This window comes from Mesorhizobium sp. M1399, assembly GCF_040317735.1.
In the GTDB taxonomy this organism is placed as follows: domain Bacteria; phylum Pseudomonadota; class Alphaproteobacteria; order Rhizobiales; family Rhizobiaceae; genus Mesorhizobium.
The window spans coordinates 283,062-304,124 of the sequence record NZ_JAMYKZ010000004.1; the positions used below are offsets into that span (position 1 = coordinate 283,062).

The window sequence follows — 21,063 nt, forward strand, 5'->3', positions numbered from 1 at the left end:
TTCGGAGCGCTTCATGAACATTCTCGAACGCTATCACGCCATGGATTACGGCCCGGCGCCGGAGGCCCGCAACGAGGCCGATGCCTGGCTGACGACCCGTGATTTCTCGAAAGCCCTGTTCATCGGCGGCGACTGGAAAGCAGCTGCAAATGGAAAGACCTTCGACACCAGCGATCCCGCCTCCGGCAAATTGCTGGCCAAGGTCTCGGATGCCGGTGCTGCCGATATCGATGCGGCGGTTTCGGCCGCCACAAAAGCGCTGCCGAAATGGAGCGCCAGCACCGGTTATCAACGCGCCAAAGTGCTCTATGCCATCGGCCGCGCCATGCAGCGCCACCAACGGCTGTTCGCGGTGCTGGAATCGATCGACAACGGCAAGCCGATCCGCGAAAGCCGCGACATCGACGTGCCGCTGGCGATCCGTCATTTCATCCATCATGCCGGCTGGGCGCAGGCGCTGGACAGGGACTTTCCAGCCCATAAGGGCGTCGGCGTCGTCGGCCAGATCATCCCGTGGAACTTCCCGCTTTTGATGCTGGCCTGGAAGATCGCGCCGGCGCTCGCTGCGGGCTGCACCGTGGTGCTGAAGCCCGCGGAATTCACGCCGCTCACCGCCATCCTGTTTGCCGAGATCTGTGAACGCGCCGGCGTGCCGAAGGGCGTCGTCAACATCGTCCAGGGCGGGCCGGAAGCGGGTGGGGCAATCGTCAATCATCCCGGCATCCAGAAGATCGCCTTCACCGGTTCGTCCGAGGTCGGCAAGATCATCCGCAAGGCCACCGCCGGTTCGGGCAAGAAACTTTCGCTGGAGCTTGGCGGCAAGTCGGCCTTCGTCGTTTTCGAGGATGCCGATCTCGACAGCGCCGTCGAGGGTCTGGTCGACGGCATCTGGTTCAACCAGGGCCAGGTCTGCTGTGCCGGCTCGCGCCTTCTGGTGCAGGAAGGCATCGCCGACGCCTTCATCGCCAAGGTCAAGACGCGGATGAGCCGGCTGCGCGTCGGCAGCCCGCTCGACAAGAACACCGATATCGGCCCGCTGGTCGATTTGACCCAACTCGACCGCGTCAAGGGCCTGATTGCCGAAGGCGCCAAGCAGGGCGCGATATGCTGGCAGCCGGACTCGGCACTGCCCGCCTCGGGCTATTACCATCTGCCAACGCTGGCGACAGGTGTTTCGCCGGCTAACATTCTGGCCCAGGAAGAGGTGTTCGGGCCGGTGCTGGCGACCATGACCTTCCGCAATACCGAGGAAGCGGTCGAGCTCGCCAACAACACACGCTATGGCCTGGCCGCCTCGGTGTGGAGCGAGAACATCAATCTTGCGCTGCACGTCGCGCCGCAATTGAAGGCCGGCGTCGTCTGGGTCAACGGCACCAACATGTTCGACGCCGCCTGCGGCTTCGGCGGCTATCGCGAGAGCGGCTTCGGCCGCGAAGGCGGGCGCGAGGGCATGTTCGAGTACCTCTCGGCAAAACTGCCGCTCGGCCCGATCATCAAACCGGCTGTGGCCACTGCCCAGCCCATCGAGCGCCCGGAAGGCGATGCCATCGACCGCACGGCAAAGCTGTTCATCGGCGGTAAGCAGGTCCGGCCGGACGGCAATTATTCCCTTGCCGTCGCCAGCGCCAAGGGCAAGCTCGCCGGCGAGGTCGGTCTCGGCAACCGCAAGGATATCCGCGACGCCGTCGCGGCCGCGCGCGCCTGCAAGGCCTGGCCGGAAGCGACCGCCTACAATCGCAGCCAGGTGCTTTACTATCTGGCCGAAAACCTGTCCGGCCGCGCCGACGAGTTTGCCGCCCGTCTGACCCAGCTCACCGGCGCGACGGCCAAGGCGGCGGGTGAAGAGGTCGAGCTGTCGATCGAGCGGCTGTTCCTCTATGCCGGGCTTGCGGACAAGTTCGAGGGCCGCGTCCACCAGCCGCCGGCCCGTGCCGTCACATTGGCGCTGCACGAACCGGTCGGCGTCGTCGGCATCGTCGCGTCGGACAACGCACCTTTGCTCGGCCTGATCTCGCTGGTTGCGCCGGCGCTCGCCATGGGCAACACCGTGGTCGCCGTGCCGTCCGAACGATACCCGCTGCTTGCCACCGACCTTTACCAGGTCATCGAATATTCCGACGTTCCGGCGGGCGCCATCAATATCGTTACGGGCCGTAGCGCCGAGCTGGCCGGCGTGCTGGCCAAGCACGACGATGTCGACGGGCTCTGGATGTTCGCCGATGCCGAGACCTGTGCCAAGGCGGAGGCCGAGTCCATCGGCAATCTCAAGCGTGTCTGGACCGGCAACGGCCACAGCCTCGACTGGGCGTCGGGCGAAGCAGCCGGCGATGCCTTGCTGCGCCGTGCGATCGAGGTCAAGAACGTCTGGGTGCCCTACGGCGACTGAGTGTCCCGGAGGGACGTCCGGGCTTGACGGGCCAAAAGATGTTCTTTACCGAGAAAAAACATTTGGCCGGCAGGGCGAATATCGAAACAGGCGGGATGGTGGTGCCCGTCTGGCACATTGCGCCCCGGCCTTGTGCCGGTAAAAAGCCGAACGATCACAGACGGGCGAGGAGAAAAGCATGGCGGATCTGACAGGCAAGGTCGTTGTCGTCACGGCGGCGGCGCAAGGCATCGGCCGGGCAAGTGCGCTGGCTTTCGCCAAGGCCGGCGCCGTCGTCCATGCCACCGACATCAACGAAGTGGTGCTCGCCGACCTCGGCAAGACCCCCGGTATCAAGACCCGCAAGCTGGATGTCCTAAACGACGAGGCGGTGAACGTCGCTTTTGCCGAGATCGGCGCCGTCGACGTGCTGTTCAACTGCGCCGGCTTCGTCCATTCCGGCTCGATCCTCGAGATGAAGGACGGCGATCTCGACTTTGCCTATGATCTCAATGTCCGCTCGATGATCCGCGCCATCCGCGCCGTGCTGCCCGGCATGCTTGAGCGCGGCGACGGCTCGATCATCAACATGGCGTCGCTGGCCAGCTCGACCAAGGGCGTGCCCAACCGTTTCGTCTATGGCCTGACCAAGGCGGCCGTTATCGGCCTGACCAAATCGGTTGCCGCCGACTATGTCGGCAAGGGCATACGCTGCAATGCGATCTGCCCGGGCACGGTCGAAAGCCCGTCGCTGCACGACCGCATGCACGCGCAGGGCGACTACGAAGCAGCCCGCGCCGCCTTCATCGCCCGTCAGCCGATGGGCCGGCTCGGCACGCCCGAGGAAATCGCCGACCTCGCCGTCTATCTCGCCGGTGCCACCTATACGTCGGGGCAGGCCTATAATATCGACGGTGGCTGGTCGATCTAGGAGTCTGAAAATCCAATTCTGCCGGGCGCCTGGCGCGGCGTCCGCGCTTGCCTAGGCTCACGTACTTTAAGTACGCTCCGCTCCGGTTCTCGAAACCCACGCCATTCGCCGCAGCGGAGCGAGTTTGCAAACGGCCTCTGGTCGCAACTGGGAGAAAACTGCATGAAACTGCTACGCTATGGCGAGGCGGGGAGCGAACGCCCTGGCCTCCTTGATGCGGATGGAACGATCCGCGACCTCTCCGCCCATGTCACCGACATTGCCGGCAGGGCGATCGACCCGGCATCGCTCGAGTCATTGTCGAAGCTCGATCCGAAATCGCTGCCGGCAGTTTCCGGCAAACCGCGCATCGGCGCCTGCGTCGCCGGCACCGGCAAATTCATCTGCATAGGCCTCAACTATTCCGACCATGCCGCAGAAACCGGCGCAACCGTGCCGCCGGAGCCGATCATCTTCATGAAGGCAAGCTCGGCCATTGTCGGGCCGAACGACGACGTGCTGATCCCGCGCGGCTCGGTGAAGACCGATTGGGAAGTCGAGCTCGGCGTGGTCATCGGCAAGACCGCTAAATATGTCACCGAAGCCGAGGCGCTGGACTATGTCGCCGGCTACTGCGTCGCACATGACGTCTCTGAACGCGCCTTCCAGGCCGAGCGGCAGGGCCAGTGGACCAAGGGCAAGTCCTGCGACACATTCGGGCCGATCGGCCCGTGGCTGGTGACCAAGGACGAGGTCAAGGACCCGCAGAACATTCCGATGTGGCTGACGGTCAACGGCAAGACCATGCAGAACGGCTCGACCAAGACCATGGTGTTCGGCGTCGCTTATCTCGTGTCTTATCTCAGCCAGTTCATGTCGCTGCATCCAGGCGACATCATCTCGACCGGCACGCCGCCCGGCGTCGGCCTCGGCATGAAGCCGCCGGTGTTCCTGAAGCCCGGCGATGTGGTTGAGCTCGGTATCGAAGGGCTGGGTATCCAGAAGCAGACGTTCAGGGCGGATGCGTAGAAACCTTCCCTTCTCCCCTTGTGGGAGAAGGTGGATCGGCGCGCAGCGCCGAGACGGTTGAGGGGTGTTGGAAGGAACTCCAACGCCTCATTCCGTCTAGCACCTCTCATCTGACCGAGCTTCGCTCGGCCACCTTCTCCCGCAAGGGGAGAAGGAAGAGGGGCGCTACTTCATCACCTTGCCATCCGCTCCAAACCGATAGGTCTTTACCGGATCCGGCGTCGCATAGAGCGTGGTGCCGGGTTCGGCATTGTAGACGCCAAAAATGCGCACGGTGATCAAGCCGGCCTTCTCGCAGTCGAGATAGAGGTTGGTGTCGGCGCCAAGATGTTCGGCATGCACGACCGTGCCTTTCCAGGCGCCGGATTTGGGATCGACGGTCAAATGTTCGGGCCGGACGCCGATGGTCTTTGCCGTTTCGCCAAGCCTGGCGCCGTCGACGAAATTCATCTTCGGTGAGCCGATGAAGCCGGCGACGAATTCGTTAGCCGGCGAATTGTAGAGCTCCATCGGGCCGCCGATCTGCTCGATCTTTCCCGCGTTGAGGACCACAATCTTGTCGGCCAGCGTCATCGCCTCGACCTGGTCGTGGGTGACATAGATCATCGTCGCCTTCAGCCGGCGGTGCAGCTGCGCGATCTCCAGCCTGGTGTTGACGCGCAGTGCGGCATCGAGGTTGGACAGCGGCTCGTCGAACAGAAAAAGCTTGGGTTCGCGCACCACGGCGCGGCCGATGGCGACGCGTTGACGCTGGCCGCCGGACAATTCGGCCGGGCGCCTTTCGAGGTAGGGCTCCAGCGACAGCATCGACGAGGCGATGCCGATGCGGCGGTCGATCTCGGCCGCCGGCGTGCCCGCCTGCTTGAGGCCGAGGCCCATATTGTTCTTCACCGTCAGATGCGGGTAGAGCGCGTAGGTCTGGAACACCATGGCGATGCCGCGCTTGGCCGGCGGCGTTGCGGAAACGTCCGCCCCGTCGATCACCACGCGGCCCGAGGTCGAGTCCTCCAGCCCGGCAATGACCCTGAGCAGCGTCGACTTTCCGCAGCCGGAGGGGCCGACGAAGACGACGAACTCGCCATCCGTCACCTCGAGGTTGATGCCCTTCAGCACCTCGACCGGCCCAAAGGCCTTTTTCACGTTCTCGATGTTCAGCGAGCCCACGGCTTAGTCCCTGTTCTAGAGTTTCACGGCGAGGCCGCTGCGCACGCTCTCGTCGGCGGCAAGGCAGACGGCGAGCGACTTCACCGCGTCGTCCATGTGGCGGCCAAGATCGAGATCCTCGCGGATCGCCTTCAGCACAAACGCCTGTTCGAGGTCGCAGAGGTCCTGATGGCCGGGCTCGCCTTCCATCGACAGCATCTCGTCCGGCTTGGCGAACTTGCCATCCGCGCCGGTTGCAGCACTGTGCAGGCGGATGGTCGAGGTCTTGGTGTGGGTGTCGATGTCGTCGGACCTGACGCCCTCCTTCATGACGATCGACACGCAGCCGTTGGGCGAGATCACGTCTTTGACGAAGAAAGCCGTCTCCGAAATCATCGGCCCCCAGCCGGCCTCGTACCAGCCGACCGAACCGTCGTCGAACAGCACCTGCAGGTGGCCGTAATTGTACATCGTGGGCGCAATCTCGTCGCTCAGCCGCAGCCCCATACCGCGCACCTCGACCGGCCTGGCGTCGGTGATCTGCAGCATCACGTCGAGATAATGCACGCCGCAGTCGACGATCGGCGACGTCGTTTGCATCAGCTGCTTGTGCGTCTCCCAGCTGTGTCCGGAGGATTGCTGGTTGAGATTCATGCGGAATACGTAAGGGCCGCCGAGCTTCCGCGCCTCGGCGATCAGCCTGATCCAGGACGGGTGGTGGCGCAGGATGTAGCCGATCACCAGTTTCTTGCCGTTGGCCTTGGCCGCGGCTACGACGCGTTCTGCGTCCGCGACCGTCGTTGCCAGCGGCTTTTCGACAAAGACGTGGCAGCCAGCCTCGAATGCCTTGACCGCATAATCGGCATGGCTGTCGGAATAGGTGGCGATGCAGGCGACGTCAGGCCGTTCGTCACGCAGCGCCTCGTCGAATGAACGCCGGATGCCATAGCTCGAAAGCCCTTCCGGCAGCGGCACATCCGAGCGGTTGACCAGTGCGGTAATCTGGAAGCCCGGGTTGGTGTGATAGGCCAGCGCATGGCTGCGCCCCATATTGCCGAGCCCGGCGACGACGACGCGAAGGGGTGTTTGCGAACTCACTTGACCGCTCCCGAAGTGATGCCGCGGATCAGCTGCCGCGAGAAGATGACGTAGAGGATCAGCACCGGCATGATCGCCAGCGACAGTGCGGCCAGAATGGCGTTCCAGTTGGTGACAAACTGGCCGAGGAACAGCTGCGCGCCGAGCGTCACCGTCTTGGTCTCCTCCGACGGCGCCAGGATCAGCGGGAACCACAGGTCGTTCCAGATCGGGATCATGGTGAAGACCGCGACCGTCGCCATCGATGGCCGCACAAGCGGCAGCACCAGCCGGAAGAAGATGGTGTATTCGGACAGGCCGTCGATCCTGCCGGCATTCTTCAGATCGTCGGAGACTTGCTTCATGAATTCCGACAGGATGAAGACGGCGAGCGGCAGGCCTTGCGCCGTGTAGACCAGGATCAGCGCCGTCAGCGTGTTGACCAGCCCGCTCGCCACCATCAGCTGCAGGATGGCGACGGTGCCGAGGCGGATCGGGATCATGATGCCGAGCGCCAGGTAAAGCCCCATCAGCGAATTGCCGCGGAAGCGGTATTCCGACAGCGCGAAAGCCGCCATGGCGCCGAACAGAAGCACGAAGAACAGCGAGGCGACGGTGACGACAAGGCTATTCTGGAAATAGTGGATGAAGTCGCCCTGGCCGATCACCGTGGTGTAGCCGATCAAGTCGAAGGTCCCTGGCGTCGGCGGCGTCAGCGGCGCGCCGAAGATACCGGCACGTGATTTGAACGAATTCATGATCACGAGGATCACCGGAAACAGCGCGATCGCGGTGTAGGTCAGAAGGATCGCATGCGCGCCGATGGTGCGGGGCAGCGAACGGGTTGCGGTGCTCATGGTCACGCTCCCCTAAAACTGGTAGCGACGCAAGCGCGTCTGCACGAGGAATAGGTAGACGCAGACGCCGCCGAGGATGATCAGGAACATCATCGTGGCGATCGCCGCGCCCATATTGGGGTCGCCGACCTGCAGCTGGAAACCGAAGAAGGCGCGGTAGAGGAAGGTGCCGAGGATATCGGTCGAATAGTTCGGCCCGGCCAAGGCGCCTTGCGCCGTGTAGATCAGGTCGAAAGCGTTGAAATTGCCGACAAAGGTCAGGATCGAGATAATGCCGATCGACGGCAGGATGAGCGGCAGCTTGATCTTCCAGAATTGCGCCATGCCGGTGATGCCGTCGCATTCGGCGGCCTCGATCACCTCTTCGGGGATGGACAGCAGTGCCGCATAGATCAGCATCATCGGGATGCCGACGAACTGCCACACTGAGATCAGGCTGAGCGCGGTCAGTGCATATTGCGCCTTGCCGAGCCAGGGCGTGAACAGGCTTTTCAGGCCGACAAGGTCCATCATATGCGGCGCCACGCCCCATAGCGGCGACAGTATCAGCTTCCAGGCGAAGCCGACGATAACGAAGGACAGGATCGTCGGCACGAAGATTGCCGTGCGGTAGAAGGCGGAAAACCGCAATCGGGGGCTGGACAGAAGTGCTGCCAAAAGGACGCCGATCGGGTTCTGCACCAGCATGTGGATGATGAAGAACCAGACATTGTTCCGCAGCGCGTTCCAGAAATTGACCGACCAGTTGGGATCACCGAACAGCATGCGGAAATTTTCCAGTCCGACGAACACCTGCGACTGGTTGATGTTGCGGAACAGCGACAGCTGCAGCGTGCCGGCCAGCGGCAAGATCATGATCGCCGTGTAGACCAGCAACGCCGGTGCCAGGAAAACGCCGATATGCCAGCGGAATGGTCTTTTCGGTGCTGCGGCCATGCGTTCGGTCCCCGCCGATCAGGTCTTGCTATTGCCGTCAAAAGCCACGGCGCCTCCCTCCCCCTCGAGGGGAGGGTGCCTCGCGAAGCGAGGCGGGTGGGGTCGGCCGAGGCAGCGCGCCATCGTCGTTCGACCGTGCTTTCCAGCAACGATCAAGCTGCCGCCTGCCTCGACCGACCCCCTCTGTCGCCTTTGGCGACATCTCCCCTTCAAGGGGGGAGATATCGCTTCGCCGCGCCTTACTTCGCCGGCTTGTACCAGCTGTCGAGGCCGTCCTGCAGCTTCTTGGCGGCAGCTTCCGGCGTGTCGGTGCCGTTGATGACGTTGGCCGATTCAACCCACGTCTCGTTTTCGAGGTTCGGCGTGCCGCGCGACAGGATCTGGTAGGTCGAGCGGATCGTCGACTTGCACTTGCCGCGCCAAGAGACGAATTCCTGGGCCAGCGGGTCTTCCATCTTCACCGGCGTGTTGTTCAGGCTGAAGAAGCCGGGCAGCGCGTTGGCGTAGATGGTAGCGAAATCCGGCGAGGCCACCCAGGACAGGAAGGTCTTGGCCGCATCCGCGTTCTTCGAGGCCGCATTGAGGCCCATGCCGATATCGGTGTGGTCGGAGATGTAGCAGGTGTCGCCGGCCTTCTGCACCGGCGGCGGGAAGGCGCCCATCTTGAATTGCGCCTGCGTGTTGAACAGGCCAATTTCCCACGAGCCGGCCGGGTAGATGGCGGCGCGGCCGAGCGTGAACAGGTTCTGGCTGTCCGGATAGGTCTGCGCCTCGAAGCCGTCGCCGAGATAGTCCTTCCACTTGGCCAGTTCCTTGTAGGGCTCGACCCACTGCGGATCGGTCAGCTTCTGCTCGCCCTTGATCAGCGCCAGGCGGCCTTCCTCGCCCTTCCAGTAATTCGGGCCGATGTTCTGGTAGCCCATGGTCGCGGCTTCCCAGAGATCCTTGGTGCCCATCGCCATCGGGATGTAGGTGCCGTCGGCCTTGATCTTGTCGAGCGCGGCGTAGAACTCCTCATTGGTCGTCGGCACCTTGATGCCGAGCTTGTCGAAGGCGTCCTTGTTGTAGATGAAGCCATGGATGACCGAGGCCATCGGCACGCAGAAGCTCGACTTGCCGTCGTCGGTCTGCCAGGCGGCCTTGGCAACATCGGAGAAGTTCTCCATGCCGGGCAGCGTCGAGATATCGGCGAGATTGCCCTTCTTGAAGAGTTCCAGCGATTTGTCGAACGGGCGGCAGGTGATCAGGTCGCCGGCCGAGCCGGCGGCGAGCTTGGCGCCGAGGGCGGCGTCATATTCGGTCGGCGCCGACGGTGCGAACACCACCTTGATGCCGGGGTTCTTGGCCTCGAAAGCCGGGATCAGCTTGTCCTTCCAGATGGCAAGGTCGTCGCCGCGCCAGCTTTCGATGTTGAGCGTTACGTCGTCGGCATAAGCCACCCCGGCGGTGCCGAGAATGCTGGTGCCGAGAAGAAGTGCCGTCAGTAGCTTCGTTGTCATGCTCAGTCTCCCTGTTGACCTTTTTCAGGTTCGGTTTTGATGAGAACGGAGGCATTGCGCCCCTTGCTCCCCTCGATCGCGGAAAGGGCTGGCCGCAGCTTGTGGCCGGTCCCTTCCAGTATCTTCTCGGCCGCATCGGCGCTGGCGGCGCCGGCGGCGAGCAGAATAGCGGTCTTGACGACGCCGCCGCTCTTATCGAGCAGGCGCGCCGCCTCGTCCTTGTCGCGCCCGCTGACGGCGGCAACGATGCGTGCGGCGCGGTCGCGCAGCTTGATGTTGTCGGCCGTGAGGTTGACCATGTAGCCATCATGGACATGGCCGAGATGGATGGCTGCCAGCGTCGACAGCATGTTGAGTGCGATCTTCTGGGCGGTACCGGCACCCATGCGCGTCGAGCCGGCAATCAGCTCGGGCGGCGTTTCGAGCAGGATGGCGATGTCGGCCAGCCGCAGCAGCAGCGCATCCCCGTTGTTGGCGACAGCAATGGTCGCCGCGCCGCGGCGCCTGGCATCCTCGATCGCCCTGACAGCATAAGGCGTCGAGCCGCTGGCCGAGACGGCGATCAGGCAGTCGCCCTTGCCAACGCCGGCGGCGGCGACCGCTGCCGAAGCTTCGTCAGTGTCATCCTCCGGCCCGCCGGCCAGTGTCTTGAAAGCTTCGTCGCCGCCAGCGATCAGGATGGCGATACGGTCGCGCTGGATGCCGAAAGTGCCCGGCAGCTCCAGCGCATCGGCCAATGCCATCAGGCCCGAGCTGCCGGCGGCCGCATAGGCGAGCTTGCCGCCGCTTTTCAGTCTGCTTGCGATGATTTCGGCTGCCGCGGCAATGGCAGGAATGGCGCCGTGAACGGCCTTGGCGGCCTCGATCTGCGCGTTGGCCAAAGAGGAAAGGACGGCTTCCGGGGCCTGGATATCCAGTCCCTCGGCATTGTGGTGAAGCGCTTCGGTGCGCGTTTCGGCCATCCGCTTTCCTCCAATCGAGAAAACCATACCAAAAAAATACCACTTGTCCACACGCATTAATCAAATCCTTGCGGTGGCGCAGGCTTGCGGACGAAATCAGCTGATTTTCCAACAAACTACGCCTTAACTTTTTTGAAACGGAAATTAATCCTTGGCTATTGGTATTTTATTGGTATTATCCGTCTGGAGGAGAAATCGCGTGAAATTCGTGCTCGGCATCGATGGCGGCGGCACCAGCTGCAGGGCGGCCCTTGCGACGGCCGATGGCAGCGTCCTCGGCCGCGCCAAAAGCGGCGCCGCCAACATCCGAACCGATCTCACCGGCGCCAGGGCCAACATCGTCGACGCGGCGCAGCAGGCCTTTGTCGCCGCGGGCAGAGATCCCGGACTGATCCCGCAAACTCCGGCCATTCTCGGCCTAGCCGGCGCCAATGTCGGCACCTACAGGCAGCAGCTCGAAGCGATCTTGCCGTTCCGCATCAGCCGTGTCGAGACCGACGCCGAGATCGCGCTGGAAGGCGCGGTCGGCTCTGGTGACGGCGCCATGGCCATACTCGGCACCGGCACCGCCTATATGGCGCGCAAGAACGGCCGATCGCGTGCCATCGGCGGCTGGGGGTTCCAGGTCGGCGACCAGGGCAGCGGCGCCCGCATCGGCCGCGACCTGCTCGAGCAGACGCTGCTCGCCTATGACGGCATCCGCGAAGGATCGCCACTGACGCAGGCCATGCTCGCCATCTTCCGCAACAATCCCGAGGATGTGGTCGAATTCACCACCAATGCCAAGCCCGGCGATTTCGGCGGCTTCGCACCCAAGGTGTTCGAACATGCCGAAAAAGGCGACGTCGTCGCTATCTGGATCCTCGACAAGGCGGTGGCCGATGTCGAGGCAGCACTTGGCGTGCTCGACCTTGGTGGCGACGATCCGCTTTGCCTGCTCGGCGGCCTGGCGCCGCTTTACGCGCCGCGCCTGTCGGCGCGCTACCGGGCGCTGCTGAAGCCGCCGCTCGACGACGCGCTGGGCGGCGCGGTTCAGATGGCGGTTCGGATTTTTACGAAGGCGGCGGAGGCGGCGCGATGAGCGACGCCGCCGACCAGATTTTCGCGGCGCTGAGACAATCGTCGCAGAGTGGCGCGCCACTCTATCTGCAGCTGAGGAAAAGCATCGAGGACGCCGTCAAACGCGGGCTGATCGGACCGGGCGATGCGCTGCCTTCCGAGCGCGACATCGCCAGCAAGGCCGATATTTCGCGCGTCACCGTGCGCAAGGCGGTGCAGGACCTGGTCAAGGGCGGCATCCTCGTCCAGCGTCATGGTTCCGGCACCTTCGTTGCGCCGCGCATGGAGCGCGTCGAGCAGTCCCTGTCGATGCTGACCTCGTTTACCGAGGACATGGCACGGCGCGGCATGGCGGTGCGTTCGGCCTGGCTCGACCGCGGCCTCTATCCGCCATCGCCCGACGAGATGATGGTGCTCGGCCTGGCGTCGAACGAATTGGTGGCGCGCGTCGCGCGCCTGCGCATTGCCAACGACACGCCGCTGGCGATCGAGCGCGCCTCACTATCGACAAGCGTGCTGCCCGATCCGGCGGCGATCGGTTCGTCGCTCTACGCGGCGCTGGAAAAGACCGGCAACAGGCCGGTGCGGGCGGTGCAGCGCATTTCCGCCACCAATCTCGGCGATGGCGACGCGCATCTGCTGGAAGTGCCGCCGGGCATTGCCGGCCTGCACATCGAGCGTATCTCCTATCTGGCGAGCGGCAAGGTGATCGAGTTCACCCGCTCCATCTACAGGGGCGACGCTTATGATTTTGTCGCCGAACTCCGGCTGAGCGGGCCGGGCGAAGAGGGCAGGCCATGACCGCAACAATGACCCATATGCGGCGCGAGATCGAGGAGATCCCCGAGGCCACCGCCCGCCTGCTCGACGGCTCGGCCGCGGTGCTGACGGAAGCCGGGCGCGGCATTCGCGAGCGCGATCCGAATTTCATCGTCACAGTGGCGCGCGGCTCGTCCGACCATGCCGCGACCTTCATGAAATATGCCGTGGAGCTGACCGCCGGGCTGGCGGTCGCATCGGTCGGCCCGTCGATCGCCTCGATCTATGGCGCCAAGCTGAAGCTGGGCGGCTCGGCCTGCCTGGCGATCTCGCAGTCGGGCAAGAGCCCGGACATCGTTGCGATGGCGCGAGCGGCGCGGGCCGGCGGTTCGCTGACCGTCGCCATCACCAACACCGCCGATTCGCCGCTCGCGCGGGCTTCGGACTACGCGATCGACATCCTTGCCGGACCGGAGCGCAGCGTCGCAGCGACGAAGACCTTCGTCAATTCGGCGGTCGCAGGGCTCGCTCTGATGGCGCATTGCACCGGCGACGACAAACTTCTGGCAGCACTTGCCCGCTTGCCGGAGCATTTTCGGAAGGCGATCGCTTGCGACTGGATGGCGCTGGCCGGGGCACTCGAGACGCCGAACTCGCTGTTCATCCTTGGCCGGGGCCCGTCGGCGGCGATCGCCAACGAGGCGGCGCTGAAATTCAAGGAAACCTGCGCCATGCATGCGGAAGCCTATAGTGCCGCCGAAGTCATGCACGGCCCGCTGGCGCTAGTCGGTCCCGGCTTCCCAGTGCTGGCGCTGGCTGCCCGCGATGCGTCCGAACCATCCGTCGCCGAGGCCGCCGACAGCCTGGCCGGCAAGGGCGCCGCTGTCTTTGTGACTTCGGACAAGGCAAAGAAGGCGCAGCCTCTGCCGCATGTCGCCACCGGTCATCCGCTGACCGACCCGCTGACACTGATCGTGTCGTTCTATGGTTTCGTCGAGGCTTTTGCCCGCCATCGCGGCCTCGACCCAGACACGCCGCCCAATCTGCGCAAGGTGACGGAAACGCTATGAGCGATCGCTTTGCGCTGACCGGCGCCCGGATATTCGATGGCGATGACTGGCACGACAATGCGGCGCTTGTCGTGCGCGACGGCCTCGTCGAGGCCATCGTTGCCGCCGGCGCCGTCCCATCCGGTGTTGCGCCTATCGAGACCGGCGGCGGTATGCTGGTTCCGGGTTTCGTGGATTTGCAGGTCAATGGCGGTGGCGGCGTCATGCTCAACGACCATCCCGACGTCCCCTCGATCGAGACCATCTGCCGGGCGCACGCGCCCTTCGGCACGACGGCGCTATTGCCGACGCTGATCACCGACACGTCCGAGATCACCGCCGCGGCGGTTGCCGCCGGAGCAGAGGCCGCACAACGGAAGGTGCCGGGCTTCCTGGGCCTGCATCTCGAAGGCCCGCATCTGTCGATCGCCCGCAAGGGCGCACATGACCCGGCCTTGATCCGGCCGATGCTAGATCCCGACCAGGCGATGCTGATCGCGACGCGGAAAAACCTGCCGGTGCTGCTGACGACGGTGGCGCCCGAATCCGTCGAGCCCGACCAGGTATCGGCGCTCAGCAATGCCGGCGTCATCGTCAGCATCGGCCATTCCGATACCGACTATGCCACGGCCCGCACCTTTTCCGAGGCCGGCGCAACGGTGGTCACCCATCTTTTCAACGCGATGAGCCAGATCGGCAATCGCGAGCCGGGGCTGGCGGGCGCGGCAATCGATACCGGCACATTCTATGCCGGCATCATCGCCGACGGTATCCATGTCGATCCGGCCACCATGGCCATCGCCTTGCGCGCCAAGCAGGGGCCGGGCAAGATCCTGCTCGTCACCGACGCCATGGCGACGATCGGCACCGACATGAACTCGTTCACGCTGAACGGTCGCACCATCCACCGCAAGGATGGCAGGCTGACACTTGCCGACGGCACGCTGGCGGGCGCGGATCTCGACATGATTTCCGCGGTGCGCTTCGTGCATCGCGTGGTCGGTCTCGACCTCGACGAAGCCTTGCGCATGGCCTCGCTCTATCCGGCGCAGGCGATCGGCCAGTCGCACCGGCTCGGGCGCTTCGCCAGGGGAACCGCCGCCAACATCGTTTCGTTGTCGGACGATCTGGACATGAAAAGCGTCTGGATCGACGGCGCCAGGGTTTTTGCAGCCAGCCCTGCTTGTTAGGGTTAGCCGGCTTTGGACGTATAGAGGTCTTTGTAGGCTTCGCGCAGCAGGTTCTTCTGCACCTTGCCCATCGTGTTGCGCGGCAGTTCGTCGACGAAGATCACCTGTTTCGGATGCTTGTACCTGGCGAGGTGCCCAGCGATGGCCTCGATGATCGCGGCGGCGCTGATCGTCGAGCCCGGCGCCCTCACCACGATCGCCGTGACACCCTCGCCGAAATCCGGATGGACAACGCCGATGACAGCGCTTTCGGCAACACCGGCAAGAGCGTCGATCTCGCTCTCCACTTCCTTCGGGTAGATATTGTAGCCGCCGGAAATGATCAGGTCCTTGCCGCGGCCGACGATGTGGACATAGCCGTCGGCATCGATCAGCCCGAGATCGCCGGTGATGAAGTAGCCGTCGTCGCGGAATTCCGCCCTGGTCTTTTCCGGCATGCGCCAGTAGCCGCAAAAGACGTTCGGGCCCTTGACCTCGATCATGCCGACCTCGCCCCGGGCAAGTGTTTCGCCGCCATCGGGATCGGAGATGCGCAGGCAGACGCCGGGCAAAGGGAAGCCGACCGTGCCGGCACGCCGCTCGCCCTCGTACGGGTTCGACGTGTTCATGTTGGTCTCGGTCATGCCGTAGCGCTCGAGGATGGCGTGGCCGGTGCGCTCGCGCCACGCTCTGTGCGTCTCGGCCAAAAGCGGTGCCGAGCCGGAAATGAACACCCGGATGTTTTTCGCCGCTTGCCGGTTCAAACCGTCCTGCTGCAGCAGGCGGACGTAGAAGGTCGGCACGCCCATCAGCGCGGTGGCGCGCGGCAGTAGCGAGACGATGCGGGTCGGGTCGAATTTGGTTTCGAACAGCATCGAGGCGCCGGCCATCAGGACGACATTGGTGGCGACGAAAAGGCCATGCGTGTGGAAAACCGGCAGCGCGTGAATCAGCACGTCTGCGGCAGTGAAGCGCCAGAGGTCGACCAGCACCCGCGCATTCGAGGCGAGGTTTTCGTGGCTGAGCATGGCGCCTTTCGAACGGCCGGTGGTGCCGGACGTGTAGAGGATCGCGGCAAGGTCGTCCGGTCCGCGCGCCACATCGTGGAAGTCCACGGCCGCCTCAGAGGCTCGATCAGTCAACGAACCCTCGCCCTTGCTGCCGAGTGTCGCGACCGCAGCGCCCGAGGTCTGCGCCAAAGCGCCGATCTCGCCCGCTCGCGCCGGGTCGCAGACGACCAGTCGCGGCTCGGCATCCCTGAAGAAATAGTCGAGCTCGGTCAGCGTATAGGCGGTATTGAGCGGCAGGAAGATCGCGCCGGCACGCAGGCAGGCGAGATAAAGGAAAATGGCCTCCGGGCTCTTCTCGACCTGAACGGCGACGCGGTCGCCGGCTTCGACGCCCAGCTGCGACAGCGCATGCGCCAGTTGAGCGGAGCGCGCCAGCGTCTCGCCATAGCTGATCGAGCGCCCATCCTCTGTCTCCATCAAAAGGCGTTCGGGCGCGGGCATCCGGGCACGGAAAGCATCGAACAGATGGTTGCTCATATTTCCCCCCGAGCGGCTGGTCCGGCCGGACGGCAGCGGTCAGCCGGCCGCCTTGTCCGCCGCTGCCCTGATTGCCTCGATGTTTGCCCGGTAGGCGTCGACGCTGCCGCCCTTGAAGATAGCCGCGCCGGCGACCAGCACGCTGGCGCCGGCCGCGGTGACAAGGGGCGCAGTTTCAGGCGAAATGCCGCCGTCGATCTCGATCCGGATCGGCCGGTTGCCGATCAGCGCCTTCACCCGCTTCACCTTGTCGACGATCGCTGGAATGAAAGCCTGGCCGCCGAACCCCGGATTGACCGTCATGATCAGGACCAGATCAAGCCGGTCGAGCACGTATTCGATCATCGTTTCCGGTGTCGCCGGGTTGAGTGACACGCCGGCCTTCTTGCCAAGGTTTTTGATCGTCTGCAGCGAGCGGTCGAGATGTGGCCCGGCTTCGGCGTGCACCGTGATGCCGTCGCAGCCGGCCTCGGCGAAGGCGGCCAGATAGGGGTCGGCCGGCGCGATCATCAGATGGCAGTCGAAAAACGCCTCGGTGCGGTTGCGGATCGCCTTGATCACCGGTGGCCCAAACGTGATGTTCGGGACGAAATGCCCGTCCATGACGTCGAGGTGGATCCAGTCGGCGCCGGCGGCCGTCACCGCCTCGACCTCGTCGCCGAGCTTCGAGAAATCGGAAGCAAGCACCGATGGCGCGATCAGGGTTTTTTTGCTCATGATGCGGCCTTCCCGTACGCCCCGGTTTGCGGACCCTCTGTCTGTATCGACTGCCTAGACCATGAGTCCGGAAAGTGGAAGCCGGTTTGTCCTTCCGCCGATGCAGCGGCTTCAGGTTTGCGCTGCCTTCTCATCTGCCCGCTGAAGAAAAACCCCGCCGGATCGCTCCGGCGGGTATTGGGTGACGAGTACGGTCACTGTTTGAAGTTCTGGATTTCCCGCGCCGTATCCTATTGCTCCGGCTGCGGCTTGCGCCTTGGCACGACCTGCTGAGGAACATTCGGATTCAGCAGCAGGTTCGGCTCAAGCGTCGATTTCCTGCGGACCGGGACGCAGTCCGGATATCGTCCGACCGTTCCGATAGGGCAGCGCCGCTTGATGATCGGCTGGCACTGGCCATTGATCGGCCGCGCGCCCGGTGCGCATTCCAGCCGTGGTTTGCGGCAGGCGCCGTCGCGCAGCTCTGTCCCACGCGGACAGACGCAGGCGCCGCGCTTGTTGTGGATCTGGCCAGGTATCGGGCACTCCACCACAACCGGCTTCTTGCGCCTGCAGGCATTGCCCTGCAGTTCCGTGCCCCGGGGGCAGACGCAATCGCCGTTGGCGTCGTGGATCTGACCACGGATCGTGCACTGCTTGGGCTGCGGCCGAATTGGCCGGCAGGCATTGCCCCTGACTTCCGTGCCTCTCGGGCAGATGCAATCGCCAGCGGCGTTATGGATCTGGCCCCGAATGGTGCACTGTTTGGGCTTTGGCTGGATTGGCCGGCAGACATTACCCCTGACTTCCGTGCCCCGCGGGCAGACGCACTCGCCGTTGGCGTTGTGGATCTGACCACGAATGGTGCATTGCTCGGGCTGCGGCTTGTTGCCCACGCAAGCGCCGTTCTCCAGCTCGGTCCCGCGCGGGCAGACGCAGCGTCCGTCCTCGGTACGGATCTGGCCTTTGAGGAGAACGCAAGGTTTTGGCTTCGGCACGATGACCGTGCCGCCGCCGGATGAGCATTGGCCGTTACGGAAGGTCGTGCCTGGCGGGCAGACGCAGTTGCCGGCGTCGTTCATGACAAAGCCTTGCGAGCATTCCTTCTTCACCTCATGCGTGATGATGAAGGGATGGCAGGCATAGGCCTTGCCGCGATCGCCCTGCACATTGGCGGCACCACGAGACAACACGTCGCCACCGCCTTGCACCGACGTGTTCGGAGACAGCACGCCGACGCAGTTCTGGCCGTTGACAGTGCCCTGCAGATTGGTCAGACGGCCATCGTCGGGAATGATCACGGTCACATTGTGCACATGGCTTTCCCCGGCGCCGAGCGTCAGTTGGGCGATGCAGGACAGAGGCAAGGTTGCCGGCTCCGGCGAGCAGCCGAAGGGCGGATCGATCGAGGTGATCGCAACGCCTTCCAGCCGGCCGAGGCCTTCGACGCCGATCGCATCGCCGATGCGAACCGGACCGGAGAAGGCGCTCGTCCCATCGTTCGTGATGGTGATCTCGAACGAGCAGGGCTGGCCGGGCTTGCACTCGGCGTCGCCGGTCTTCTCGACCCGGATGGTCGAGGCACCGCCGCCCTTGGCGCAGGCCTGGCCGATCGGATAGACGATATCGTCTCCCGGAGCCGGGCCGTAGGAGCCGCGTGCGCAGTTCTCGAATTCGCCGTTCGCAGCAACCGTCACGTCGAAATGGCGGCTGGTTCCAGGCGTCATAACGGCGCCGGGAATCTGGCACGACAGCGCATTGGCCGGAACCGGTCCGCAAGCCCATTCCGCGCCGTCTGGGGTGACGCTCTGGATCTGGACCGGCGCTCCGCCGGCTATCAGCGTCGCGGCATCGTTGACCCGCACCGGACCGGTCGGGGCTGTGGCGCCGAGGCTGATGACGGTAATGCGGCAGGAAACGACCGCAGCACCGGCCAGCGAGCCATTGCACACCTTGGTGATGCGCATGGCCGGCTGCCCGCCATTCGGATGACGGATGCGTTCCTTGGCGCAGGCCCTGTTGTTGGTGATGTCGTTCTCACCGGGAATGGCCTTCACCTCGGCGCAGTTCTCGACACTATCGGGCCGGAAGTTGGCCGGCATCACCGCCCTGACGAAGATCGGCGTCGAGGCGCCCGGCATAAGCGCGATGCCGGGATTGTCGCAGCGGAACTTGCCGGAACCGTTCGGTCCGCACGTCCATGGCGGCGTCGGGCCGAAGGTCGAGGATGCCGGCGCGCCGCCCGGATAGCTATCGACGACCGTCAGCGGCCCATTGTAGGGGACGCTGCCATTGTTGATGATGTCGATCACGAAGGTGCAGACGCCATCGGCCGAACAGAATTCGGTGCGGGCGCGCTTCTTCAGGATCAGGTCGACCTTCTTCTCCACCGGTGGCCGGCAGTCGCGGTCACGATCGCCACGGCGGCAGACCGGGATCGACGCACAGCCGCGGTCGTTTAGCTGGCTGCCGAAAAGCGGCTTGCCGCTGGCGCCGTAATTGTAGGTGGCGCAGTTGCGCAAAACGCTGCCTTGCCAGCCTGCGGCCGGCTTGAAGCCAAGCTTGAGGTCGACTGAGGCGCCCGGATTGAGCGTGGTCACCGGATGAGTGCAAATCATCGGGGTGATTCCAGGCGCGCAGACCCAAGGCGGGTTCGGCCCTGAATCGAGGGTGGAGCCGGCCGGCAGGGTGACTTCGTCGAGCACGATCTTGCCGTGGTAGGGCGCATCGCCGACATTGGTGACCCTGATGGTGAAGTCGCAGCCGCCCGCCATCGTGCAACGTTGCACGTCGGCACGCTTTTCGACTTTCAGATCCGGTTCCTTGTCCTTCGGCGGGCACCTCTGGTCACGCGGGATGACGATGTCGACGGTCTGCGTGCAGCACAGGCCCCAGCCCTCCTTCGGGCCGGCATAGGTTTCGATACCGGTGACGATGATGTGGATAACGTCGCCGGGTGAAGCACCGACGATCTTCCAGTTGAGCACACCGCCGCCGGCCGGCACCAATTGGGTGTCGGGAATGATTGTGATGCCGGGTGTCGTCGTCGAAAGCCGCACCCATTTGCCAGCCATCTCTGGGCCGACCGGCATATGGTAGATGAAGGCGCCGCCGCCGGGCACGCAATCGACCGTGCCTCGCTCCACCTTGAAGCATTCACGATTGCCAGGAGGTGGAGGCGGTGGGTTGCACTCGGTGACGTCGATCTTGATCGACGTCTTTGCACCCGTGAGATAGTTGCCGTCGTCCGGCTTGCCCGGGTCCTGCGACGGAATTTCGACGCCAGCACCGCGGTCGCCGCGGCTCACCTTGATCAGCCCCTGGTTATCGACGATTGCCGGCGACGGAAACGCCGCATGGTCGATCTTGGCGGTGATCTGGAAGGTGATGGCGCGCTCGTTCGCAGCGCCGATGCCGTCGAGGTCGCTGGCGGAAATCCGGAAATCGGACACCGTCGCCGTATCGTCCGGGCCAGCCGAGCTGCTGATCGCAGCGCCGGGCAGCGGTCCGCCGGATGCGTCGGTGCCGTCGCCGGTCACATGCACGCCGACAATCCGCAGGCCGTGCGGGAGTTGGTCCCTGAAGTCGAGCCTGACCTTTTTCAGCATGGCCGCGAGGCCCGGGCCGGCAAAACCCTGCGGATTGCCGCGCAAGCCAAAGCTCAGCGAGTATACGACATAGTCGCAGCCTCTCTGGCCGCCTTTCTTGGTGAAGAAGGGCACGATCCGGCCCGGCTCCGGGTTGACGATGCGAGGATTGTCGAAATCGAGCTTGGGATCTGGAATGACAGTGCCTGCATCGGCAGGCTTGGCCTTGGCCGGAGCAAGGTCTTCAGCGAAGCCTTGCAGCGGGCTCAGCATGGCGACCGCGATACCGGCCGCCATCAGCCAGCGCGCGCCGCGCCTGGCGAGTGACAGGGGTTTCATGATGGTCTCCATGACGAATGATTGTTTGCCGGTTGATTGGCTGCTCGTCGCAAGCGGGGACTGTGCAAGATTGCTCATCT

The 21,063-nt window shown here is 64.2% G+C and carries 16 protein-coding genes; 7 read left to right on the top strand and 9 right to left on the bottom strand.

The genetic code is table 11. The features are described from left to right. Window positions 1-13: 13 nt before the first annotated feature. The 3 genes from NKH05_RS08570 (at window position 14) to NKH05_RS08580 (ending at window position 4,304) form a co-directional block, all read left to right on the top strand. Window positions 14-2,386: an aldehyde dehydrogenase family protein gene (locus NKH05_RS08570; protein WP_352643809.1), complete on the top strand. Its 2,373-nt coding sequence runs from the start codon at window positions 14-16 to the stop codon at window positions 2,384-2,386. A 178-nt stretch (window positions 2,387-2,564) separates the two neighbouring features. After that, window positions 2,565-3,296 (top strand): SDR family oxidoreductase, encoded by a 732-nt coding sequence (locus tag NKH05_RS08575; RefSeq protein WP_023720564.1) that lies wholly within the window; start codon window positions 2,565-2,567, stop codon window positions 3,294-3,296. 162 nt (window positions 3,297-3,458) lie between these two features. Next, the gene (locus tag NKH05_RS08580) at window positions 3,459-4,304 is read left to right on the top strand and encodes a fumarylacetoacetate hydrolase family protein (protein WP_023720565.1); all 846 of its coding nucleotides are present in this window, start codon (window positions 3,459-3,461) and stop codon (window positions 4,302-4,304) included. A 165-nt stretch (window positions 4,305-4,469) separates the two neighbouring features. Here NKH05_RS08580 and NKH05_RS08585 read toward each other — a convergent pair whose 3' ends face one another. From NKH05_RS08585 to NKH05_RS08610, 6 genes are all read right to left on the bottom strand, one after another. Further along, window positions 4,470-5,468, bottom strand: coding sequence for an ABC transporter ATP-binding protein (locus NKH05_RS08585; protein ID WP_352481413.1), 999 nt, complete (start codon window positions 5,466-5,468; stop codon window positions 4,470-4,472). Between the two features lie 15 nt (window positions 5,469-5,483). Beyond that, window positions 5,484-6,545, bottom strand: coding sequence for a Gfo/Idh/MocA family protein (locus NKH05_RS08590; protein WP_023718924.1), 1,062 nt, complete (start codon window positions 6,543-6,545; stop codon window positions 5,484-5,486). Beyond that, complete coding sequence (locus NKH05_RS08595) at window positions 6,542-7,381, bottom strand: carbohydrate ABC transporter permease (RefSeq protein WP_023718923.1); 840 nt, start codon at window positions 7,379-7,381, stop codon at window positions 6,542-6,544. The genes NKH05_RS08590 and NKH05_RS08595 overlap by 4 nt, the downstream gene beginning before the upstream one ends. A 12-nt stretch (window positions 7,382-7,393) precedes the next feature. Next, window positions 7,394-8,317: a carbohydrate ABC transporter permease gene (locus NKH05_RS08600; protein WP_023718922.1), complete on the bottom strand. Its 924-nt coding sequence runs from the start codon at window positions 8,315-8,317 to the stop codon at window positions 7,394-7,396. Window positions 8,318-8,556: 239 nt separating this feature from the next. Then, complete coding sequence (locus NKH05_RS08605) at window positions 8,557-9,816, bottom strand: ABC transporter substrate-binding protein (protein WP_023718921.1); 1,260 nt, start codon at window positions 9,814-9,816, stop codon at window positions 8,557-8,559. Window positions 9,817-9,818: 2 nt separating this feature from the next. After that, the gene (locus NKH05_RS08610; protein WP_023718920.1) at window positions 9,819-10,778 is read right to left on the bottom strand and encodes an N-acetylmuramic acid 6-phosphate etherase; all 960 of its coding nucleotides are present in this window, start codon (window positions 10,776-10,778) and stop codon (window positions 9,819-9,821) included. Window positions 10,779-10,977: 199 nt separating this feature from the next. Between NKH05_RS08610 and NKH05_RS08615 the strand changes: the two genes are divergently transcribed. From NKH05_RS08615 to nagA, 4 genes are read left to right on the top strand one after another with little or no spacing between them, the layout of a single operon-like run. Continuing rightward, window positions 10,978-11,859: a glucosamine kinase nucleotide-binding domain-containing protein gene (locus NKH05_RS08615; RefSeq protein WP_023718919.1), complete on the top strand. Its 882-nt coding sequence runs from the start codon at window positions 10,978-10,980 to the stop codon at window positions 11,857-11,859. Next, window positions 11,856-12,638 (top strand): GntR family transcriptional regulator, encoded by a 783-nt coding sequence (locus NKH05_RS08620; RefSeq protein ID WP_023718918.1) that lies wholly within the window; start codon window positions 11,856-11,858, stop codon window positions 12,636-12,638. The genes NKH05_RS08615 and NKH05_RS08620 overlap by 4 nt, the downstream gene beginning before the upstream one ends. Beyond that, complete coding sequence (locus NKH05_RS08625; protein ID WP_352495468.1) at window positions 12,635-13,666, top strand: SIS domain-containing protein; 1,032 nt, start codon at window positions 12,635-12,637, stop codon at window positions 13,664-13,666. Before NKH05_RS08620 ends, NKH05_RS08625 begins: the two co-directional genes overlap by 4 nt. Continuing rightward, complete coding sequence (gene nagA / locus NKH05_RS08630; RefSeq protein ID WP_352495467.1) at window positions 13,663-14,835, top strand: N-acetylglucosamine-6-phosphate deacetylase; 1,173 nt, start codon at window positions 13,663-13,665, stop codon at window positions 14,833-14,835. The genes NKH05_RS08625 and nagA overlap by 4 nt, the downstream gene beginning before the upstream one ends. 2 nt (window positions 14,836-14,837) lie before the next feature. Here the strand turns inward: nagA and NKH05_RS08635 are convergent, their stop codons facing one another. From NKH05_RS08635 to NKH05_RS08645, 3 genes are all read right to left on the bottom strand, one after another. Then, window positions 14,838-16,361 (bottom strand): malonate--CoA ligase, encoded by a 1,524-nt coding sequence (locus tag NKH05_RS08635; protein WP_352549622.1) that lies wholly within the window; start codon window positions 16,359-16,361, stop codon window positions 14,838-14,840. A gap of 39 nt (window positions 16,362-16,400) precedes the next feature. Further along, window positions 16,401-17,078 (bottom strand): ribulose-phosphate 3-epimerase, encoded by a 678-nt coding sequence (rpe, locus tag NKH05_RS08640; protein WP_023718915.1) that lies wholly within the window; start codon window positions 17,076-17,078, stop codon window positions 16,401-16,403. A 230-nt stretch (window positions 17,079-17,308) separates the two neighbouring features. Next, window positions 17,309-21,061: a DUF7929 domain-containing protein gene (locus NKH05_RS08645; protein ID WP_352856667.1), complete on the bottom strand. Its 3,753-nt coding sequence runs from the start codon at window positions 21,059-21,061 to the stop codon at window positions 17,309-17,311. Between the last annotated feature and the right edge of the window lie 2 nt (window positions 21,062-21,063).

Bases quoted from the DNA above. Each gene is read 5' to 3' on its own strand.
- NKH05_RS08570 (WP_352643809.1), top strand. From the start codon at position 14: ATGAACATTCTCGAACGCTATCACGCCATGGATTACGGCCCGGCGCCG.
- NKH05_RS08575 (WP_023720564.1), top strand. From the start codon at position 2,565: ATGGCGGATCTGACAGGCAAGGTCGTTGTCGTCACGGCGGCGGCGCAA.
- NKH05_RS08580 (WP_023720565.1), top strand. From the start codon at position 3,459: ATGAAACTGCTACGCTATGGCGAGGCGGGGAGCGAACGCCCTGGCCTC.
- NKH05_RS08595 (WP_023718923.1), bottom strand. From the start codon at position 7,381: ATGAGCACCGCAACCCGTTCGCTGCCCCGCACCATCGGCGCGCATGCG.
- NKH05_RS08600 (WP_023718922.1), bottom strand. From the start codon at position 8,317: ATGGCCGCAGCACCGAAAAGACCATTCCGCTGGCATATCGGCGTTTTC.
- NKH05_RS08605 (WP_023718921.1), bottom strand. From the start codon at position 9,816: ATGACAACGAAGCTACTGACGGCACTTCTTCTCGGCACCAGCATTCTC.
- NKH05_RS08610 (WP_023718920.1), bottom strand. From the start codon at position 10,778: ATGGCCGAAACGCGCACCGAAGCGCTTCACCACAATGCCGAGGGACTG.
- NKH05_RS08620 (WP_023718918.1), top strand. From the start codon at position 11,856: ATGAGCGACGCCGCCGACCAGATTTTCGCGGCGCTGAGACAATCGTCG.
- NKH05_RS08625 (WP_352495468.1), top strand. From the start codon at position 12,635: ATGACCGCAACAATGACCCATATGCGGCGCGAGATCGAGGAGATCCCC.
- nagA (WP_352495467.1), top strand. From the start codon at position 13,663: ATGAGCGATCGCTTTGCGCTGACCGGCGCCCGGATATTCGATGGCGAT.
- NKH05_RS08635 (WP_352549622.1), bottom strand. From the start codon at position 16,361: ATGAGCAACCATCTGTTCGATGCTTTCCGTGCCCGGATGCCCGCGCCC.
- rpe (WP_023718915.1), bottom strand. From the start codon at position 17,078: ATGAGCAAAAAAACCCTGATCGCGCCATCGGTGCTTGCTTCCGATTTC.
- NKH05_RS08645 (WP_352856667.1), bottom strand. From the start codon at position 21,061: ATGAGCAATCTTGCACAGTCCCCGCTTGCGACGAGCAGCCAATCAACC.